This window comes from Streptomyces sp. SLBN-118, assembly GCF_006715635.1.
In the GTDB taxonomy this organism is placed as follows: domain Bacteria; phylum Actinomycetota; class Actinomycetes; order Streptomycetales; family Streptomycetaceae; genus Streptomyces.
In genome coordinates this window covers 3,788,654-3,803,001 of record NZ_VFNP01000002.1, presented here as the reverse complement: position 1 = coordinate 3,803,001, position 14,348 = coordinate 3,788,654, and the positions used below count along the sequence as shown (strand labels likewise).

17 protein-coding genes, 1 tRNA gene and 1 pseudogene are annotated in these 14,348 nt (G+C 70.7%); 5 read left to right on the top strand and 14 right to left on the bottom strand.

Features of this window, described 5'->3' with window-relative positions; genetic code table 11:
- Positions 1-33 precede the first annotated feature (33 nt).
- From FBY35_RS35945 to FBY35_RS35925, 6 genes are all read right to left on the bottom strand, one after another.
- Positions 34-327, bottom strand: coding sequence for a Dabb family protein (locus FBY35_RS35945; RefSeq protein ID WP_142218039.1), 294 nt, complete (start codon positions 325-327; stop codon positions 34-36).
- Between the two features lie 10 nt (positions 328-337).
- Positions 338-502 carry a hypothetical protein gene (locus FBY35_RS36545; protein ID WP_186357139.1) on the bottom strand — a complete coding sequence of 55 codons (165 nt, stop codon included), beginning with the start codon at positions 500-502 and terminating at the stop codon, positions 338-340.
- Between the two features lie 120 nt (positions 503-622).
- Positions 623-707: transfer RNA gene (locus FBY35_RS35940), tRNA-Ser, on the bottom strand.
- A gap of 59 nt (positions 708-766) precedes the next feature.
- Positions 767-1,195 carry a tRNA adenosine(34) deaminase TadA gene (tadA, locus tag FBY35_RS35935; RefSeq protein WP_142218038.1) on the bottom strand — a complete coding sequence of 143 codons (429 nt, stop codon included), beginning with the start codon at positions 1,193-1,195 and terminating at the stop codon, positions 767-769.
- A 71-nt stretch (positions 1,196-1,266) separates the two neighbouring features.
- Complete coding sequence (locus FBY35_RS35930; RefSeq protein WP_142218037.1) at positions 1,267-1,806, bottom strand: hypothetical protein; 540 nt, start codon at positions 1,804-1,806, stop codon at positions 1,267-1,269.
- Between the two features lie 140 nt (positions 1,807-1,946).
- A complete protein-coding gene (locus FBY35_RS35925) occupies positions 1,947-2,126 on the bottom strand; it encodes a hypothetical protein (protein WP_142218036.1) in 180 nt (59 codons plus the stop codon).
- Positions 2,127-2,243: 117 nt separating this feature from the next.
- On the opposite strand from FBY35_RS35925, the gene upp reads away from it, so the two are divergent.
- Positions 2,244-2,879 carry a uracil phosphoribosyltransferase gene (upp, locus tag FBY35_RS35920; RefSeq protein ID WP_142218035.1) on the top strand — a complete coding sequence of 212 codons (636 nt, stop codon included), beginning with the start codon at positions 2,244-2,246 and terminating at the stop codon, positions 2,877-2,879.
- 197 nt (positions 2,880-3,076) lie between these two features.
- Here upp and FBY35_RS35915 read toward each other — a convergent pair whose 3' ends face one another.
- The 3 genes from FBY35_RS35915 to FBY35_RS35905 form a co-directional block, all read right to left on the bottom strand.
- Positions 3,077-3,703, bottom strand: a complete 627-nt coding sequence (locus tag FBY35_RS35915; RefSeq protein WP_142218034.1) for a LytR C-terminal domain-containing protein — start codon at positions 3,701-3,703, stop codon at positions 3,077-3,079.
- A 136-nt stretch (positions 3,704-3,839) separates the two neighbouring features.
- Positions 3,840-4,136 carry a type II toxin-antitoxin system VapB family antitoxin gene (locus tag FBY35_RS35910; RefSeq protein WP_003955420.1) on the bottom strand — a complete coding sequence of 99 codons (297 nt, stop codon included), beginning with the start codon at positions 4,134-4,136 and terminating at the stop codon, positions 3,840-3,842.
- Between the two features lie 183 nt (positions 4,137-4,319).
- Positions 4,320-4,907, bottom strand: a complete 588-nt coding sequence (locus FBY35_RS35905; protein WP_142218033.1) for an HhH-GPD-type base excision DNA repair protein — start codon at positions 4,905-4,907, stop codon at positions 4,320-4,322.
- A 135-nt stretch (positions 4,908-5,042) separates the two neighbouring features.
- On the opposite strand from FBY35_RS35905, the gene FBY35_RS35900 reads away from it, so the two are divergent.
- The 3 genes from FBY35_RS35900 to FBY35_RS35890 are packed head-to-tail and all read left to right on the top strand — an operon-like array spanning position 5,043 to position 8,012.
- Positions 5,043-5,246: a hypothetical protein gene (locus FBY35_RS35900; protein ID WP_142218032.1), complete on the top strand. Its 204-nt coding sequence runs from the start codon at positions 5,043-5,045 to the stop codon at positions 5,244-5,246.
- Positions 5,247-5,266: 20 nt separating this feature from the next.
- On the top strand, positions 5,267-7,528 hold the full coding sequence (locus FBY35_RS35895; protein ID WP_142218359.1) for a cation-translocating P-type ATPase: 2,262 nt from the start codon (positions 5,267-5,269) through the stop codon (positions 7,526-7,528).
- Positions 7,509-8,012 (top strand): copper chaperone PCu(A)C, encoded by a 504-nt coding sequence (locus FBY35_RS35890; protein ID WP_142218031.1) that lies wholly within the window; start codon positions 7,509-7,511, stop codon positions 8,010-8,012. The genes FBY35_RS35895 and FBY35_RS35890 overlap by 20 nt, the downstream gene beginning before the upstream one ends.
- A gap of 21 nt (positions 8,013-8,033) precedes the next feature.
- On the opposite strand, the gene FBY35_RS35885 is transcribed toward FBY35_RS35890, so the two are convergent.
- Both FBY35_RS35885 and FBY35_RS35880 read right to left on the bottom strand, forming a co-directional pair.
- Positions 8,034-9,716 (bottom strand): ABC transporter ATP-binding protein, encoded by a 1,683-nt coding sequence (locus tag FBY35_RS35885; RefSeq protein ID WP_142218358.1) that lies wholly within the window; start codon positions 9,714-9,716, stop codon positions 8,034-8,036.
- 62 nt (positions 9,717-9,778) lie between these two features.
- Positions 9,779-11,371, bottom strand: a complete 1,593-nt coding sequence (locus FBY35_RS35880; protein WP_260848988.1) for an ABC transporter ATP-binding protein — start codon at positions 11,369-11,371, stop codon at positions 9,779-9,781.
- Positions 11,372-11,847: 476 nt separating this feature from the next.
- Here FBY35_RS35880 and FBY35_RS37675 point away from each other — a divergent pair.
- Positions 11,848-11,996 (top strand): annotated as a pseudogene (locus FBY35_RS37675) (sigma factor-like helix-turn-helix DNA-binding protein); the annotation flags it as partial.
- Positions 11,997-12,042: 46 nt separating this feature from the next.
- Here the strand turns inward: FBY35_RS37675 and FBY35_RS35865 are convergent.
- From FBY35_RS35865 to FBY35_RS35860, 3 genes are all read right to left on the bottom strand, one after another.
- Entirely contained in the window at positions 12,043-13,029 is a 987-nt protein-coding gene (locus FBY35_RS35865; protein WP_142218029.1) for an aldo/keto reductase, read from the bottom strand.
- Between the two features lie 57 nt (positions 13,030-13,086).
- The gene (locus FBY35_RS36325; RefSeq protein WP_160159375.1) at positions 13,087-13,257 is read right to left on the bottom strand and encodes a hypothetical protein; all 171 of its coding nucleotides are present in this window, start codon (positions 13,255-13,257) and stop codon (positions 13,087-13,089) included.
- Between the two features lie 683 nt (positions 13,258-13,940).
- Complete coding sequence (locus tag FBY35_RS35860) at positions 13,941-14,258, bottom strand: hypothetical protein (RefSeq protein ID WP_186357181.1); 318 nt, start codon at positions 14,256-14,258, stop codon at positions 13,941-13,943.
- Between the last annotated feature and the right edge of the window lie 90 nt (positions 14,259-14,348).

Here is a 14,348-nt window from a genome sequence, read left to right as displayed (position 1 = left end):
CCGTGGTGGCGAGGGGCCTGGAAAGGCTGGGGTTCAGAACTCGTAGTCCGCGATCACCCACGTGGCGAACTCGCGCCACTGACCGGCGGCCTCCTGATGGGCCGGATGCTCAAGGTACCGCTGGAGCGCCTCACGGTCGGCCACCGCGGAGTTGATGGCGAAGTCATAGGCGATCGGCCGGTCGGTGAAGTTCCAGTCGCACTCCCAGAACTCCAGCTCGGGCACCTGCCCGTCCAGTTCCCGAAAGGCCTTCACGCCGGCGGCGACACGCGGCTCGTCGCGCTTGACGCCTTCGTTGAGCTTGAAGAGGACCAGATGGCGGATCAAGGGGGCTCTCCTAGTTCACGAGCTCGGTCATGAAGTCTCCGACGCCCTTGGCGGCGCTCGATATGCCCTCGAACCCTATCTGCACCAGATCGGCTGCCCTGGCCGGAGAGGTGATGATCGTGTACAGCACGAAGACGACGACAACATAGAGAGCGATCTTCTTCGTTTGCACCATCAGCCCCTGTCTCCCCATTGATTCCCTGGCGCCCCTGTAGCCCCCTGGCCGTGCGTCGCGTGAGTCTAACCGAGCACGTCGAAGGACCCCGGCGCGCTCACCGGGGTCCTTCGACAAGAGCGGTAGCGGAGGGATTTGAACCCTCGGTGACTTGCGCCACACTCGCTTTCGAGGCGAGCTCCTTCGGCCGCTCGGACACGCTACCGGGAGAGAGCTTAGCCCAAGGTGGGCCGTGCTCTGAAATCCGTATCAGGACCCCCTCGGTCAGCGCTCCCGGAAGAACTCCGTGAGCTGCTGCGCGCACTCCTGCTCCAGCACGCCGGTGATCACTTCGGGCCGGTGGTTCAGCCGCCGGTCCCGTACGACGTCGAAGAGCGAACCCGCCGCGCCCGCCTTCTCGTCGCGGGCGCCGAAGACCACCCTGCCGACCCGGGCCTGCACGATCGCGCCCGCGCACATAGTGCACGGCTCCAGCGTCACCACGAGCGTGCAGCCGCTCAGCCGCCACTGTCCGAGCAGGGCCGCGGCCCGGCGGATCGCCAGTACCTCGGCGTGCGCCGTCGGATCGCCGGTCGCCTCGCGTTCGTTGTGCCCCGCGGCCAGCAGCGTGCCGTCCGCGGACAGCACGACGGCGCCGACCGGCACATCGCCGGACAGCGCCGCGCGCTCCGCCTCCTCGATGGCGAGACGCATCGGCGCCTTCCACGGGTCGCGTACCGGATCGCCTGCGGGTCCGGATGCGGGATCAGGTACGCCCCCGGTCACTAGCGGACGGTCTCCAGCACCTCGGCTGCGCCCAGTGCGTCCGCGATCTCCAGCAGTGCGTCCGTGTCCAGTGCCAGCAGCTCCTTCTCCGACAGCCCCAGGTCCATGAGGATGTCGCGATCGCCGACGGGTCCCGCGGGCACCAGCTCGGCGGCCGAACCCGACTCGCCGACCTCGTCGTCGGCGTCGTCGTCTTCCGGCTCTCCGTCCTCCGTGCCGTCGAGATCCAGCGTGTCCAGGTCGTCGGCCGGGTCGTCATCGTCCCCGCCGAGCAGTTCGTTGGTGAGGATTTCCCCGTACGAGGAGCGTGCGGCCGCGGCCGCGTCCGAGACGAAGATACGAGGGTCCTCCTCGCCCTCCACCCGCAGAACTCCGAACCAGGCGTCCTCCTGCTCGATGAAGACGAGCACCGTGTCCTCGTCCACCGAGGCATCACGGGCCAGGTCGGTCAGATCCGACAGGGTCTCCACATCGTCGAGCTCTGTGTCGCTCGCTTCCCACCCGTCTTGAGTGCGCGCGAGCAGTGCGGCGAAGTACACCGTGACTCTCCCACTGATCAGAGGTGTGACGACCGGCGGTGCGACGCTTCGTGCCCCGCCCACTCGGAATCGTGGCAGAAACCTGCGCGATGCGAGAGGTCTTCCGTCGTTGCGTCGGCCATCAGTTCTGCCAGGACCCGCTACCAGCGGAACGTCCGCATGCGCATTTGCTGGCGCATCCGGGCAGCTCGGGCCCTTCGGGGCTGGACGCGGTCGCGCAGTGCTTTGGCCTCATTGAGTTCACGGAGGAACTGGGCGCGTCGCCTTCTGCGCTCGGCGTCCGTCTCTATCTCCTGCTGTTCGGGTCCGCGCTCCCGCATCGGCCACACACCACCCCACGGCTGGCTCCGTGCCCCCCGGGCCCCGCGGCCTGGGGGACTCCCACCACCTTCCCTCCGCAACCACCGTTGATGCCAGCCCGGGCTACTGTTGGGCGCATGCGGATCCATGTCGTCGACCACCCGTTGGTGGCGCACAAACTCACCACACTGCGCGACAAGCGCACCGACTCACCGACCTTCCGGCGCCTGGCCGACGAACTGGTCACCCTGCTGGCGTACGAGGCCACCAGGGACGTGCGCACCGAGCAGGTGGACATCGAGACCCCGGTCACCGGGACGACGGGCGTGAAGCTCTCGCACCCGCGTCCGCTGGTCGTACCGATCCTGCGGGCGGGCCTGGGCATGCTCGACGGCATGGTGCGGCTCCTGCCGACCGCCGAGGTGGGTTTCCTCGGGATGATCCGCAACGAGGAGACCCTGGAGGCGTCGACGTACGCGACCCGGATGCCCGAGGACCTCTCGGGCCGCCAGGTGTACGTCCTCGACCCGATGCTGGCCACGGGCGGCACCCTCGTCGCGGCGATCCGGGAACTGATCAAGCGCGGCGCGGACGATGTGACCGCGGTCGTCCTGCTGGCGGCGCCCGAGGGCGTCGAGGTGATGGAACGCGAACTGGCGGGCACACCGGTCACCGTCGTCACCGGGTCCGTGGACGAGCGGCTCAACGACCACGGCTACATCGTGCCGGGGCTGGGCGACGCGGGCGACCGGATGTACGGCACGGCCGACTAGGGAGTGTTTTAGAAGTCTCGCCTGCCCCGCGACGCCTGGCACGCCCACTCGCGGTGTTGTCGGAGTCGCCCAAGTACGTCCAGTACGAGGGCGATCCTCCGCCTTGCGATTGCACGCACCAGACGCCGCGGGGCCCGCCCTGCGGCCGGACGGCGCCACTTCTAAAACACGCCCTAGCCCCGGGGCCCGGTTTCAGCTCAGCACGCGCCGGAGGGCGCCGGTGCGGGCCTGGCCAGGGTGGCCAGCGCCGCGTCGGCGTCCTTCTTCGTGTCCAACGTCGTGAAGGCGGTGCCGAGGATCAGGTCGACGTCCGCCGTCCGGCGCGTGTCGGTCTGCTGGCGGCTGCCCTTCAGCTGGGTGGCCAGCACCCGAAACGCGCCCTGTTGCGCTTCGGAGCCGCCCAGCAGTATCCCCGTGCCGGGCACCTTCTTGTCGTACGCCACCGGGGCATTGCCGACCTTGCCGATCGCGAAGCCGCGTTTCTTCAGCTCGTCGGCGGCCGCCTTGGCGAGGCCGCCGCGCGGGGTCGCGTTGTAGACGTTCACCGTGATCTGGCCCGGCTTCAGGGCGAGCGGAGGCGCGGCGGAGGGTTTCGGTGCGCTCGTGCAGTCCTTTGTCCGGGCCGCCGACGTCTTCTTGCCGTCGTCGCCGGTGAAGACGTCGATGAGCTGCAGTGTTCCCCAGCCGGCGAGGCCGAGGGCGATCACGGCGGCGAGGACCGCCGCAACGATCCTGCCGCGGTTGCGAGGGCGTCGCATTCGTGGGTACTTGTCGCCCGTGATGCGGTACTTTCCGCCCATGCCTGGGGGGGTGAGCATGCTCATGGGCGCAGCGTAGTGCGGCCTGGTGCGGATGCCTACTAAACGATCAACCGATTGCTTCCGTACGGTCCGTAAAGAGCCCGAAAGGCTCAGTCGCGGAGGCAGCCGGGGGACGTGACCTCAGACCCGGCCCGCGGGCTCAGCCCAGCTCGAGAACGCGGGCGTGCAGCACCTGGCGCTGCTGCAGCGCGGCTCGCACGGCGCGGTGCAGACCGTCCTCCAGATAGAGGTCGCCCTGCCACTTCACGACATGGGCGAAGAGGTCGCCGTAGAACGTGGAGTCCTCCGCGAGCAGCGTTTCGAGATCCAGCTGGCCCTTGGTGGTCACGAGCTGATCGAGGCGGACCGGGCGCGGCGCCACGTCCGCCCACTGGCGGGTGCTTTCCCGGCCGTGGTCGGGATACGGCCGCCCGTTACCGATGCGCTTGAAGATCACACGGAAAGCCTACCGGTCAAGAGGCTCCGGGCGCAGCCACGACGGTGGAGTGCAATTCCGGGCAAAACCAAGCAAACCTGGAAATCCAAGTCCCTCGCGAGAGGGAGCAAACGGGGTCGGGGGGTGTCCACGGCCCCCGCTGATTCGCTCGAAAGGGGTCGGCAAAGGGCGCATCCGGCCGCGTCAGGACTTTTTGGCCGCCTTCGCCGCGCGCTTCATCTCCTGCTTGTGCGCCCGCACCTTCGCCAGTGACTCCTGTCCGGTGATGTCCGCCGCCGAGCGGTAGCAGCCCTTCTCGCCGTACGCTCCGGCCGCCTCGCGCCAGCCCGTGGGCTGTACGTCGAACTGCTTGCCCAGCAGCGCCATGAAGATCTTCGCCTTCTGCTCGCCGAAGCCGGGCAGCGACTTCAGCCGCGCGAGCAGCTCATCGCCGCTCGCCGCATCGCGCCAGATCGCGCTCGCGTCGCCGCCGTACTCGTCGACGAGGTACTGGCACAGCAGCTGCACCCGCTTGGCCATGTTGCCCGGATAGCGGTGAACGGCGGGCTTCTCCTTCAGCAGTTCGGCGAAGGCGTCGGGGTCGTACGCGGCGATCTCGGCGGCGTCGAGGTCGTTGCCGCCGAGCCGCTGCGCGATGGTGTACGGGCCGGAGAACGCCCACTCCATCGGGACCTGCTGGTCGAGCAGCATGCCCACCAGGGCGGCGAGCGGACTGCGGCCGAGCAGTTCGTCGGCCTCGGGTTGCTGGGCGAGATGAATCGTGGGGCTCATGTCCCGAGGATCACGCAGCGCAGCGGTGACCGCCAGTCGCGCCACCGGCCCCCGGGGTTCCCGTCCCGAGGACTGTTCTTCCTCACAGCGATTGGGGGTTCGCCTTGCGCTCATACCCCCGTACGGTATGGACGCATGAGGACTTCGCGGATACCCGTGCAACCGGCCCTGGTGGGGTTCGTGCTTCTGGTGCTCGTCCTGACGGCACTCTCGTACGCAGTCGGGCGCGCCGTCGGCCCGGTGGCGCCCGGGCTGCACCGTGTCGAGGAGCCGAAGGGTCCCGGCGGCGAGGAGCACGGCGGGATGCCGGGGATGCATGACATGGGGGCGGGCCGGTGACGGATCTGCTGATCGGCGGGATGAGCTGCGCGGCCTGCGTGGCGCGGGTCGAGAAGAAGCTGAACCGCGTCGACGGAGTGAGCGCCACGGTCAATCTGGCCACCGGTCTCGCCCGGATCACGCATCCGCCGGAGGTGGGCACGGACCTGCTGATCTCCACGGTGGAAAAGGCGGGCTACACCGCCCGGTTGCCGTCCCCTCCGGTCGCCGCCAATGACGAGGCCCATGACGGGGACGGTGAGGAGGGCGACGACGGGCGGGAACGGCTGGTGATCACCGCCCTGCTCGCGGTGCCGGTCCTCGTCCTGTCGATGATTCCGGCCCTCCAGTTCGACTACTGGCAGTGGCTCTGCTTCACCCTCGCGGGACCGGTCGTCGTCTGGAGCTCTCACCCCTTCCACGCCCGGGCGCTCAGCGGGCTTCGCCATGCGACGGCCACCATGGACACCCTCGTCTCGCTGGGCGTGATCGCGTCCTACCTGTGGTCGGGGTACGCCCTGTACTTCGGCGGGGCGAGCGATCCGGGCATGCGGATGCCGTTCAGCTGGCTGCCCAGTTCCGAGGGCGGCACCGCGCATCTGTACCTGGAGGCCGCGGTCGGCGTACCGCTGTTCGTCCTGGCCGGGCGGTACTTGGAGGCGCGCGCCAAGCGCGGCACCGGATCGGCGCTGCGGGCGCTCGCCGAGCTGGGTGCGAAGGACGTGGAGCTGAAGGGGAGCGGTGAGCGTATTGCCGTCTCCGCCCTGCGGACCGGGCAGGAGTTCATGGTCCGGCCGGGCGAGAAGGTCGCCACCGACGGTGTGGTGACCGACGGCAGTTCGGCGCTGGACCTTTCGCTCGTCACCGGTGAGTCGACTCCGGTGGAGGTGGGGCCCGGCTTCCGCGTCGTCGGCGGTGCCGTGAATTCCGGCGGGCTGCTCGTCGTCCGCGCCACGGCCGTCGGAGCGGACACCCAACTCGCCCGTATCACCCGGCTGGTGACCGACGCCCAGGCGGGCAAGGCGAGGATTCAGCGGCTCGCCGACGCCGTCGCGGGCGTGTTCGTCCCGGCCATCGTCACGGTCGCGGCCTGCGTGCTCGGCTTCTGGCTCGGAGCCGGTGCCGACCCGGAGGCGGCGGTCACCGCGGCGGTCGCCGTCCTGGTCGTCGCCTGCCCGTGCGCGCTGGGGCTCGCGACCCCCACCGCGTTCCTGGCGGCGACGGGGCACGGTGCGCGGCTCGGCGTACTGATCAAGGACCCGGGAGCGCTGGAGAGGCTGCGCCGCGTCGACACCGCCGTCTTCGACAAGACCGGAACGCTCACCACGGGCCGTATGACGCTCGTCGAGACAGTCGTGGCCGAGGGCCGGGAAGCCGCTGAGGTGCTGCGTCTCGCGGGCGCGGTGGAGTACGGCTCCGAACATCCCGTCGGACGGGCCCTGGTGGCAGCCGCGCGCAGGCAGGCGGGCGGCGAACCGCTGCCCGGGACATCGCGCTTCCGGGCCGTACGGGGCGAAGGCGTGTACGGCCATGTCGATGGCCGGGAGATTTCCGTACGCAGTCCACGGGCCGCGGGTCCGCTGCCGGACGTGCTGCACGAGGGGCTGCTGCGCGCCGAAGAGGCCGGGCACACGGCGGTCGTGGTCGAGATCGACTCCCGGCCCGTCGCCCTGCTCGCCGTCGGCGACACGCTGCGGCCCTCCAGCGGCGCGGCGGTGACCAAGCTCAAGCGCCTGGGCATCGAACCGATCCTGGTGACCGGCGACGGGTCCGCCGCGGCGCAGGCCGTCGCCCGGGAGCTGGGCATCACCGCCGTACACGCGGGCGTCAGCCCCGAGGGCAAGTCGGAGCTGGTCGCCGCACTGCGCGCCGAAGGACGGCAGGTCGCGGTGATCGGTGACGGGGTCAACGACGCGGCCGCGCTCGCCCGCGCCGACCTCGGCATCGCGATGGGCAGCGGAACGGACGCGGCGATCGGAGCCGCCGACATCACTCTCGTACGGGAGGACATGGCGGCCGTCGTCGACGCGGTGCTCCTCACCCGCCGCACGCTCGCCACGATCCGGGCCAATCTCGTCTGGGCCTTCGGCTACAACGTGGTCACCGTGCCGCTGGCCGCGACCGGGTGGCTCAATCCGATGTTCGCGGCGCTTGCGATGTCCGCGAGCTCCGTGCTCGTCGTCGGGAACAGCCTGCGGCTGCGCGCCGACGGGCCTCGGTCGCGCAGACGGCCGCCCGCTGCCGGCCGGGCCGTTGACCGGCCCGCCGTACGGAGGGGCTCCGATGACCTCACCCTCCGCTGACCCCGCCGGGCGCCGGGCAGCAGTCGCCGCGGCGATCCTCGTGCCGGTCGCCGCGTGTGCGGTGACGCTCGCCCTGCTCACGGCCTACGTCTCCAGCGGCGAGGCCGGAACGCCCCCCGCCCGGATCACGATCACCCGTGCCCGCGTCGTCCAGCCGCTCCCGGGCCGCGACACCGTGGCCTACTTCGACCTGCGCAACTCCGGCGGCGCGGATGCGGCCCTGGTCTCGGTCGAGGCGCCGCTCCTCGGCTCGCCGACGATGCTCGCGCGCGATGTCGAGTCGGACGGGGCGGGCCGGATGGAAAAGCTGCCCGAGCTGAAGGTGCCCGCGGGCGGGGAGGTGCGGATGTCCCCGTCGGTGGGCGATGTGATGGTCGAGGATCCGCCGCCGCTGAGGCTGGGTGAACGCGTCGACTTCGTGCTCAGGTTCCGGGACGGGGGCGAGCTGCGGGCGGTGGCGGTGGTGGTGCGGGCGGGGGGCTGAGAGGGGCCGCAGGCGCAGCGTCTAGCCGGGGCTCGGGCGCCCGTGCCACGAGCTCCACAGCGCCGCGTACGCACCCCCTCCCGCCACCAGTTCCTCGTGTGTCCCCAGTTCCGCCAGTCGCCCCTCCGCCAGGACCGCCACCCGGTCCGCGTCATGGGCCGTATGCAGTCGGTGCGCGATGGCGATGACCGTGCGGCCCTTCAGAACCGCGGCGAGCGCCCGTTCCGTATGCCGCGCTGTCGTCGCGTCCAGCAGGGCCGTCGCCTCGTCAAGGATGAGCGTGTGCGGGTCGGCCAGGACGACACGGGCCAGGGCGAGTTGCTGGGCCTTTGCCCCGTCGAGGCGGTGGGCGCCCGCGCCCAGTTCGGTGTCGAGGCCGTCCGGGAGCTCGGTCACCCACTCTGCGCCGACCGCGGCGAGGGCGGCGGACAGTTGGGTGCGGGTGGCCGAGGGGGCCGCGATCAGGAGGTTGTCCCGGATCGTGCCGAGGAAGACGTGATGTTCCTGGGTGACGAGGACGACTTGGCGGCGCAGTTGTTCGGGGTCCAGCTCGGCCAGGGATACGCCGCCGACGGTGACCGTGCCGGTGTGCGGGGCGTCGATCCCGGCGAGCAGTCTGCCCAGGGTGGACTTTCCCGCGCCGGACGGGCCGACGACGGCGAGCCGTTCGCCGGGCCGGACGGTGAGGTCGACGCCGTGCAGGACGTCGCGCCCGCCGTCGTAGGCGTACCGCGCACCGGCCACCTCGATCCGGTCGTCGGCCGGAGCGGCGCCGGCCGCCGCCTGCGCCGCCGAGGCGCGGCCGAGACCTTCGACCCGGGCGAACGCCGCGGTGCTGCTCTGGAGTTGGTCGAGCCAGAACAGGACGGTGTCCAGCGGCTCGGACAACTGTCGTAGATATAGGGCCGATGCGACCACCGCTCCGAGGGAGAGCGTGCCGTGCGCGTGCAGCGAGCCGCCGAGCAGCAGGACGACGGCGACGGGCAGGACGTACGAGACGTCCACGGCGGGGAACAGCACACTGCGCAGGAACAGGGTCCGTGTCCGGGTCCGCCTGCACTCCTCGACGGCGTCCCGGCAGGCCGCGATGCGCCGTTCCCCGAGCCCGAGTGCCTCGACGGTGCGGGCGCCGGAGGCGGTGGCGGAAAGCACCTCGGCGAGCGCGGAGTTGGCGGCGCCCTCGGCGAGGTAGTCGGTGTGCGCGCGGCGCAGGTACCAGCGGGCGGCGAACCAGATGCCGATCAGGCCGAGCAGCCCGCAGGCACCGAGCAGCGGGTCGAGGGCGAAGACCGCGCCGATGATGAACAGGGCCTGGGCCACCGCGATGAAGACCTCGGGCCCGGCATCGCGCAGCGTGGTGCCCACGGCCGCGACATCGGCGGTGCCGCGCGCGGTGAGATCCCCGGTCCCGGCGCGTTCCACGACGGACGCGGGCAGGGCGAGCGCCCGCTCGACGAACTGTTCGCGGATGCGGGCCGAGGTTCTCTCGCCGAAGCGGTGTCCCACGTACCGGGCGAAGCGGGCGAGCAGCAGCTGGGCGAGGGCGAAGCAGAGGATGGCGAAGGCGAGACGGTCCACGGTGGCGACGTCCGTGCCGCCCTTGATGCGGTCGATGACGCGTCCGACCAGCCAGGGACCGGCGAGCCCCGCCGTGGCGGCGAGCGCGTTGAGCGCGATCACGGCCGCGAAGGCGCGTCCGTCCATCCGGATGAGCCGCAGAGCGGCGCGGCGTACGTGGCGCGGTTCGGCGACGGGGAGCTGACGGTTCACTCCTGCCCCTCCTCGCCCGCGCTGCGGGAGACCAGCGCGCGGTATCCGGGCTCGGCCGCGAGCAGTTCACGGTGGCTGCCGGTCGCGGCCGTGGTCCCGTCGACCAGGAAGTACACGCTGTCGGCGTGTTCGAGGAGCAGCGGCGAGGTGCTGGTGACCACGGTGGTGCGCCCTGCGCGGGCGGTACGCAGCCGGGAGGCGAGCGCCGCCTCCGTATGGGCGTCGACGGCGGAGGTGGGCTCGAGGGCCATCAGGACTTCTGGTTCGGCGAGGAGGGCCCGTACGAGCCGTATGCGCTGGCGCTGACCTCCGGAGAGATTGCGGCCCTGGGCGTCGACCGCCGAGTCGAGCCCGTCGGGCAATGTGTCGACGATGTCCTGCGCGACGGCCGCGTGCACCGCAGCCGCGACGGCGTCCTCGTCGCGGTCCGCGCGCCCGGCAACGACCTCGCGCAGCGTGCCGGAGAACAGGTCGGCTTCGTTGTCGGCGACCAGGATCCGCTCGCGTATGCCTGCGGATGCCATCTCGTCGAGGCGTATCCCGCCCCAGGCCGCCGCCGACCCGGTGAACCCGGCGAGCCGGTCCACGACGTCCGCGCAGTCCGCGGGCCGCGCGCTGACCAGCGCGGTCAGCAGTCCGGGCGTCACTCGCACACCCGATTCCGGGTCGTGCAGCACGGCGGGCGCCGCCGGCGGCTCGACGGGATCGGCGGCGTCCGTGCAGTCCGGTTCCAGATTCAGGAAACGGACCACCTGGCGGGCCGCGACCAGGCCGCGTCCCAGGTCGTAGCCGCCCTCGATGAAGGCCGCCACCGGCACGACGAGGACCGCGACATAGCCGTAGACCGCCACCAACTCACCGACGGTGATGGTCCCTTGAGCCGCCATCCGGGCCGCAAGCCAGGTCACGGCAGCCAGGAACACGGCCGGCAGCCCCACACCGAGCGCCTGGATCCAGCTCGTGACGACGCCGACCCGGTAGCCCTCCGCCCGCAGCGTCTGCGATCCGCGGCGGTAGTGGTCGGCGTACAGCCCTTTGCCGCCCAGTCCGTTGAGTACGCGCAGCCCGCCGACGAGATCCCCGATCCGCCCCGCCAGCCTGCCCTGCCGCTCGCGGTAGGCCGACTCCGCGCCCTGGAGCCGTCCGAGCAGCGGCCCCACCAGCACGGCGAGCACCGGCACCCCAAGCAGCACGACTGCGGTGAGCAGCGGCGACACGGTGAGCAGGAGAACGGCCACGACAAGATAGGCGAAGACCGCCCCGACGCCGGGCCCGGTGATGGTGAGCGTCTGGCTGATCGTCCTGACGTCGCTGATGCCGATGGTGACGACTTCGCCCGCCGTGAGCAGCCGCGGCAGCGCGGCGCCGAGGCGGGTCGACTGCCGGATGACGATGTCGACGGTACGGAAGACGGCGTCCATCCGGATACGGGTCATGGTGCGATGGCGCATGATCGCGAGCCACGCGTTGAGCACTCCGACGCCGAGCAGTGCGGCGACCCAGCCGGTCAGCGCCCCGAAGTCGCCCGGCTGGAGGCCTTCGTCGATCGCCCGCGACAGGAGATACGGCGGCAGCGTCAGGCACACCATCCACAGACTGCCGAGCAGAGCACCCGCGGCGACCCGGCGGCGCTGGCTTGTGATCAGCCACCACAGATACCGTCCGGCACTCCGGCTGTCCGGGATGCCCGGCCCCGTATCCGTGACTGTCACGGGTGCAACTTTAGTGACCCGGCCCGCTCAGCTGTGCGGTCGGGTCTCGGAGTTGACCGAAGCCACCGCTCGGGCCCGGGAACTCATCGCCCCCGCCGTCCGACTCCTCTCCCGTACCCGAGTGAGGGAACGGGAGGTGGAATGGGCGGGCTTGACGTGCGGATGCGCCGCGTCGGCTGCCGGCACGGCCGCATCGAGGCCGTACGCGCCGTGGATCTCGACATCGCGTCCGGCGAGCGGGTGGCGCTGACCGGCACCAACGGCTCCCACATTGCTACGAGCCCTGCTCGGCCTGCACCGGACGGCGGAGGGCGAGACCCTCGTCGGAGGCCGCCCGGCACGTACCCCGGCCCTTTGTCCTCACGCAGTTGCTGGGCCTGCCCTACGCCGAGGCCGCCCTCGTCAGCGGCTGCCGGTGGGCACCGTCCGGGCCCGGGTGGCCCGGGCACGCAGCTCGCTGGTCAGCCAGCTGTACGAGGCGGAGGATCCCCTCGCCGTCTGACAAGGGAAGCCGCCGGACCCGGCCGGAGTCCGGCGGCCGATCTCCTTCACACAGCCGCGTCGAGCCTGGCCCGCTGCTCCGCCGTCAGCTCCAGGTCGACCGCGGCCAGACTCTCGTCGAGCTGCGCCACCGACGATGCCCCGACCAGCGGGATCACCGGGATCTCGCCCCCGATCAGCCAGGCCAGCACGACCTGGTTGACGGTGGCTCCGGCCTCCTTGGCCACATCGCGCAGCGCCGCGAGCCGTACGGGCGTGCCCGCGTGGTCGAAGCCCGCGTCCAGGGGCTTGTCCTCGCGTACGTAACTCCCCGCCAGCAGAGGCGAGTAGGCGACCAGCGCCAGCCCCGGCTCGGCCCGCACATAACTGAGCAGGTCTCCGGAGACCACGCCGACCTCGCCGTCGGGGGAGCGCAGCGTCGGCCGGTCGGTGCGGCGCCGCAGATAGCTGTGGTGGTACTGCAGCACCTCGAAGCCGGGCAGTTTGGCCGCCGCCGCCAGCGAACGGGCCCGCTCGACGCGCCACGCCCAGTGGTTGCTCACGCCGAGTAGACCGACGGAGCCGTCGGCGACCAGCCCGGCGAAGGACTCGACGACCTCCTGCAACGGCACGGCGTCGTCCTGGACATGCGCGTAGAGCAGATCCAGCTTCCCGACACCGAGCCGTTCCCGGCTGCGCTCGGCGGACTCGCGGATCACCGTGGCCGACAGGCCCTCGATGTTCTTGCTGAAACCGCTGGACGGCGCGAGCGGCCGCCCGCCGAGCTTGGTCGCGATCACGACCTCGTCACCGATCCCCCGGCTGCGGCGCCAGCGGCCGAGCAGTGCCTCGCTCTCCCCGCCCTGGGTGCCGCCCACCCAGAACGCGTAGTTGTTGGAGGTGTCGATGAAGGTCCCACCGGCCTCGACGTACCGGTCGAGAATCGCGAACGACGTGGCTTCGTCGGTGACGGTCCCGAAGAGCATCGCGCCGAGGCTCAGCACGCTCACCTCGCGCCGGGTGTCCGGGTTCTGGCCGATGGTGCGGTATCGCATGGACGTCTCCTCTCCCTCGTACTGAGCAGGAGTCTGGATCTTGGAGCGCGCTCCATGTCAAGGCGCTGACCACCGGGGCAGCTCAGCGAGAGCCAGCGCCGCCAGCGCGGAGCAGATCCACGGCTTGCTGAGGCTCCGTTCAGCGGTCTTACGGTCCAATTCCCAAAGGAGCACCAGAACGCAATACAGGTACAGCGGGCCGCGCATCAGGTCGACGATGTCGTGCACAGGCCCTCCCACGGCCTTCGAACGGGCGAGAAGGCTATCCATGGGGGACGGTCACGCGGACGGTGGGCCCGGTTGGAAGATCCCGGATTCGGACGCCTGCTGACCTGCGAAGTCGCTGATCTGCGCCAGAGGTCCCGGTTTGCTGTGGTTCCCCGCTGATCCCTCCGGTCAACGGCGAAGGGCCCCACCGCGAGTGCTTGGGTTCTCAGAGTCGTTGCAGCACCCCAGCTCAAGGGGTGGCCGCTTCGGCAGGCCCTGCACGTGCCCGGAACTGTGGCTTCCACCACGGCGAATGTGGTCCTGTCCTGTTGAGATCACCGGCTGCTCGGTTTCCTCCTCCGTCTCCTGCCGTTCTGGGTCCGCGAGCCCCTGCTCATCGCGGTCGGGTCCGTTCTCGGCGTACGCCACCGAGACGGACAACGTTGAAGGGCCCCACCTTGCGGTGGGGCCCTTCAACGTATTGCCCGGTGAGAGCAATGGCGGAGGATACGAGATTCGAACTCGTGAGGGGTTGCCCCCAACACGCTTTCCAACTGTGTTGGTGGTGCGGTGGGCTGCGTGTAGGGCCGTTCACCTGGGTTCATGGGCGGCCAGTTCGCGGCACAGGCCCGACACGCGCCCCCTCTGAACGGCCGTGAACGGGGCTGAATGAGACGGAAACTGAGACGGCGAGTTCGGCCGCTTCACTCGTCCCCAGGTGGGATGAGGCGATCGGCGCTCTCAGCGTCGTCCGTGTGCCCATGAGCGTCGACGGGGACCGGAGTGGCTCGTTCCTTGGACGTGACCAGCCATGCGAGCACCTGCTCGGTCAGAGGTCCGCTGTCGGGTCCCTCGTCTTTCCAGTGTGCACGCCATCCGGCTCCCGGGATGACAGCCACCACCTGGTCAGCGCGCTCCAGGTGGGAGAAGTCCGTGTAGTCCGTGACCGGGCGCCGGGCACCGCGCTGGGGATCGACGACGACGGACACGCCCGTTGCTGCGTCCCAGGCGTCTACGTCCACGGTCCGACCGATCAACGTCTTTGTACAGGAGAAGATCGCGAGCCAACCTGGACCTCAGCTTGGGGAGCTTGGGTTACCTATGCGTGGCCG

Excerpts from the sequence above, each read along its gene's own strand:
- FBY35_RS35905 (WP_142218033.1), bottom strand. The coding sequence starts at position 4,907 with ATGAGCCCCACGATTCATCTCGCCCAGCAACCCGAGGCCGACGAACTG.
- FBY35_RS35890 (WP_142218031.1), top strand. The coding sequence starts at position 7,509 with ATGACCTCACCCTCCGCTGACCCCGCCGGGCGCCGGGCAGCAGTCGCC.
- FBY35_RS35885 (WP_142218358.1), bottom strand. The coding sequence starts at position 9,716 with ATGGACGGACGCGCCTTCGCGGCCGTGATCGCGCTCAACGCGCTCGCC.
- upp (WP_142218035.1), top strand. The coding sequence starts at position 2,244 with ATGCGGATCCATGTCGTCGACCACCCGTTGGTGGCGCACAAACTCACC.
- FBY35_RS35880 (WP_260848988.1), bottom strand. The coding sequence starts at position 11,371 with ATGGTGTGCCTGACGCTGCCGCCGTATCTCCTGTCGCGGGCGATCGAC.
- FBY35_RS35925 (WP_142218036.1), bottom strand. The coding sequence starts at position 2,126 with ATGCGGGAGCGCGGACCCGAACAGCAGGAGATAGAGACGGACGCCGAG.
- FBY35_RS35865 (WP_142218029.1), bottom strand. The coding sequence starts at position 13,029 with ATGCGATACCGCACCATCGGCCAGAACCCGGACACCCGGCGCGAGGTG.
- FBY35_RS35895 (WP_142218359.1), top strand. The coding sequence starts at position 5,267 with ATGAGCTGCGCGGCCTGCGTGGCGCGGGTCGAGAAGAAGCTGAACCGC.
- tadA (WP_142218038.1), bottom strand. The coding sequence starts at position 1,195 with ATGCGTCTCGCCATCGAGGAGGCGGAGCGCGCGGCGCTGTCCGGCGAT.
- FBY35_RS36545 (WP_186357139.1), bottom strand. The coding sequence starts at position 502 with ATGGTGCAAACGAAGAAGATCGCTCTCTATGTTGTCGTCGTCTTCGTG.
- FBY35_RS35900 (WP_142218032.1), top strand. The coding sequence starts at position 5,043 with ATGAGGACTTCGCGGATACCCGTGCAACCGGCCCTGGTGGGGTTCGTG.
- FBY35_RS35915 (WP_142218034.1), bottom strand. The coding sequence starts at position 3,703 with ATGAGCATGCTCACCCCCCCAGGCATGGGCGGAAAGTACCGCATCACG.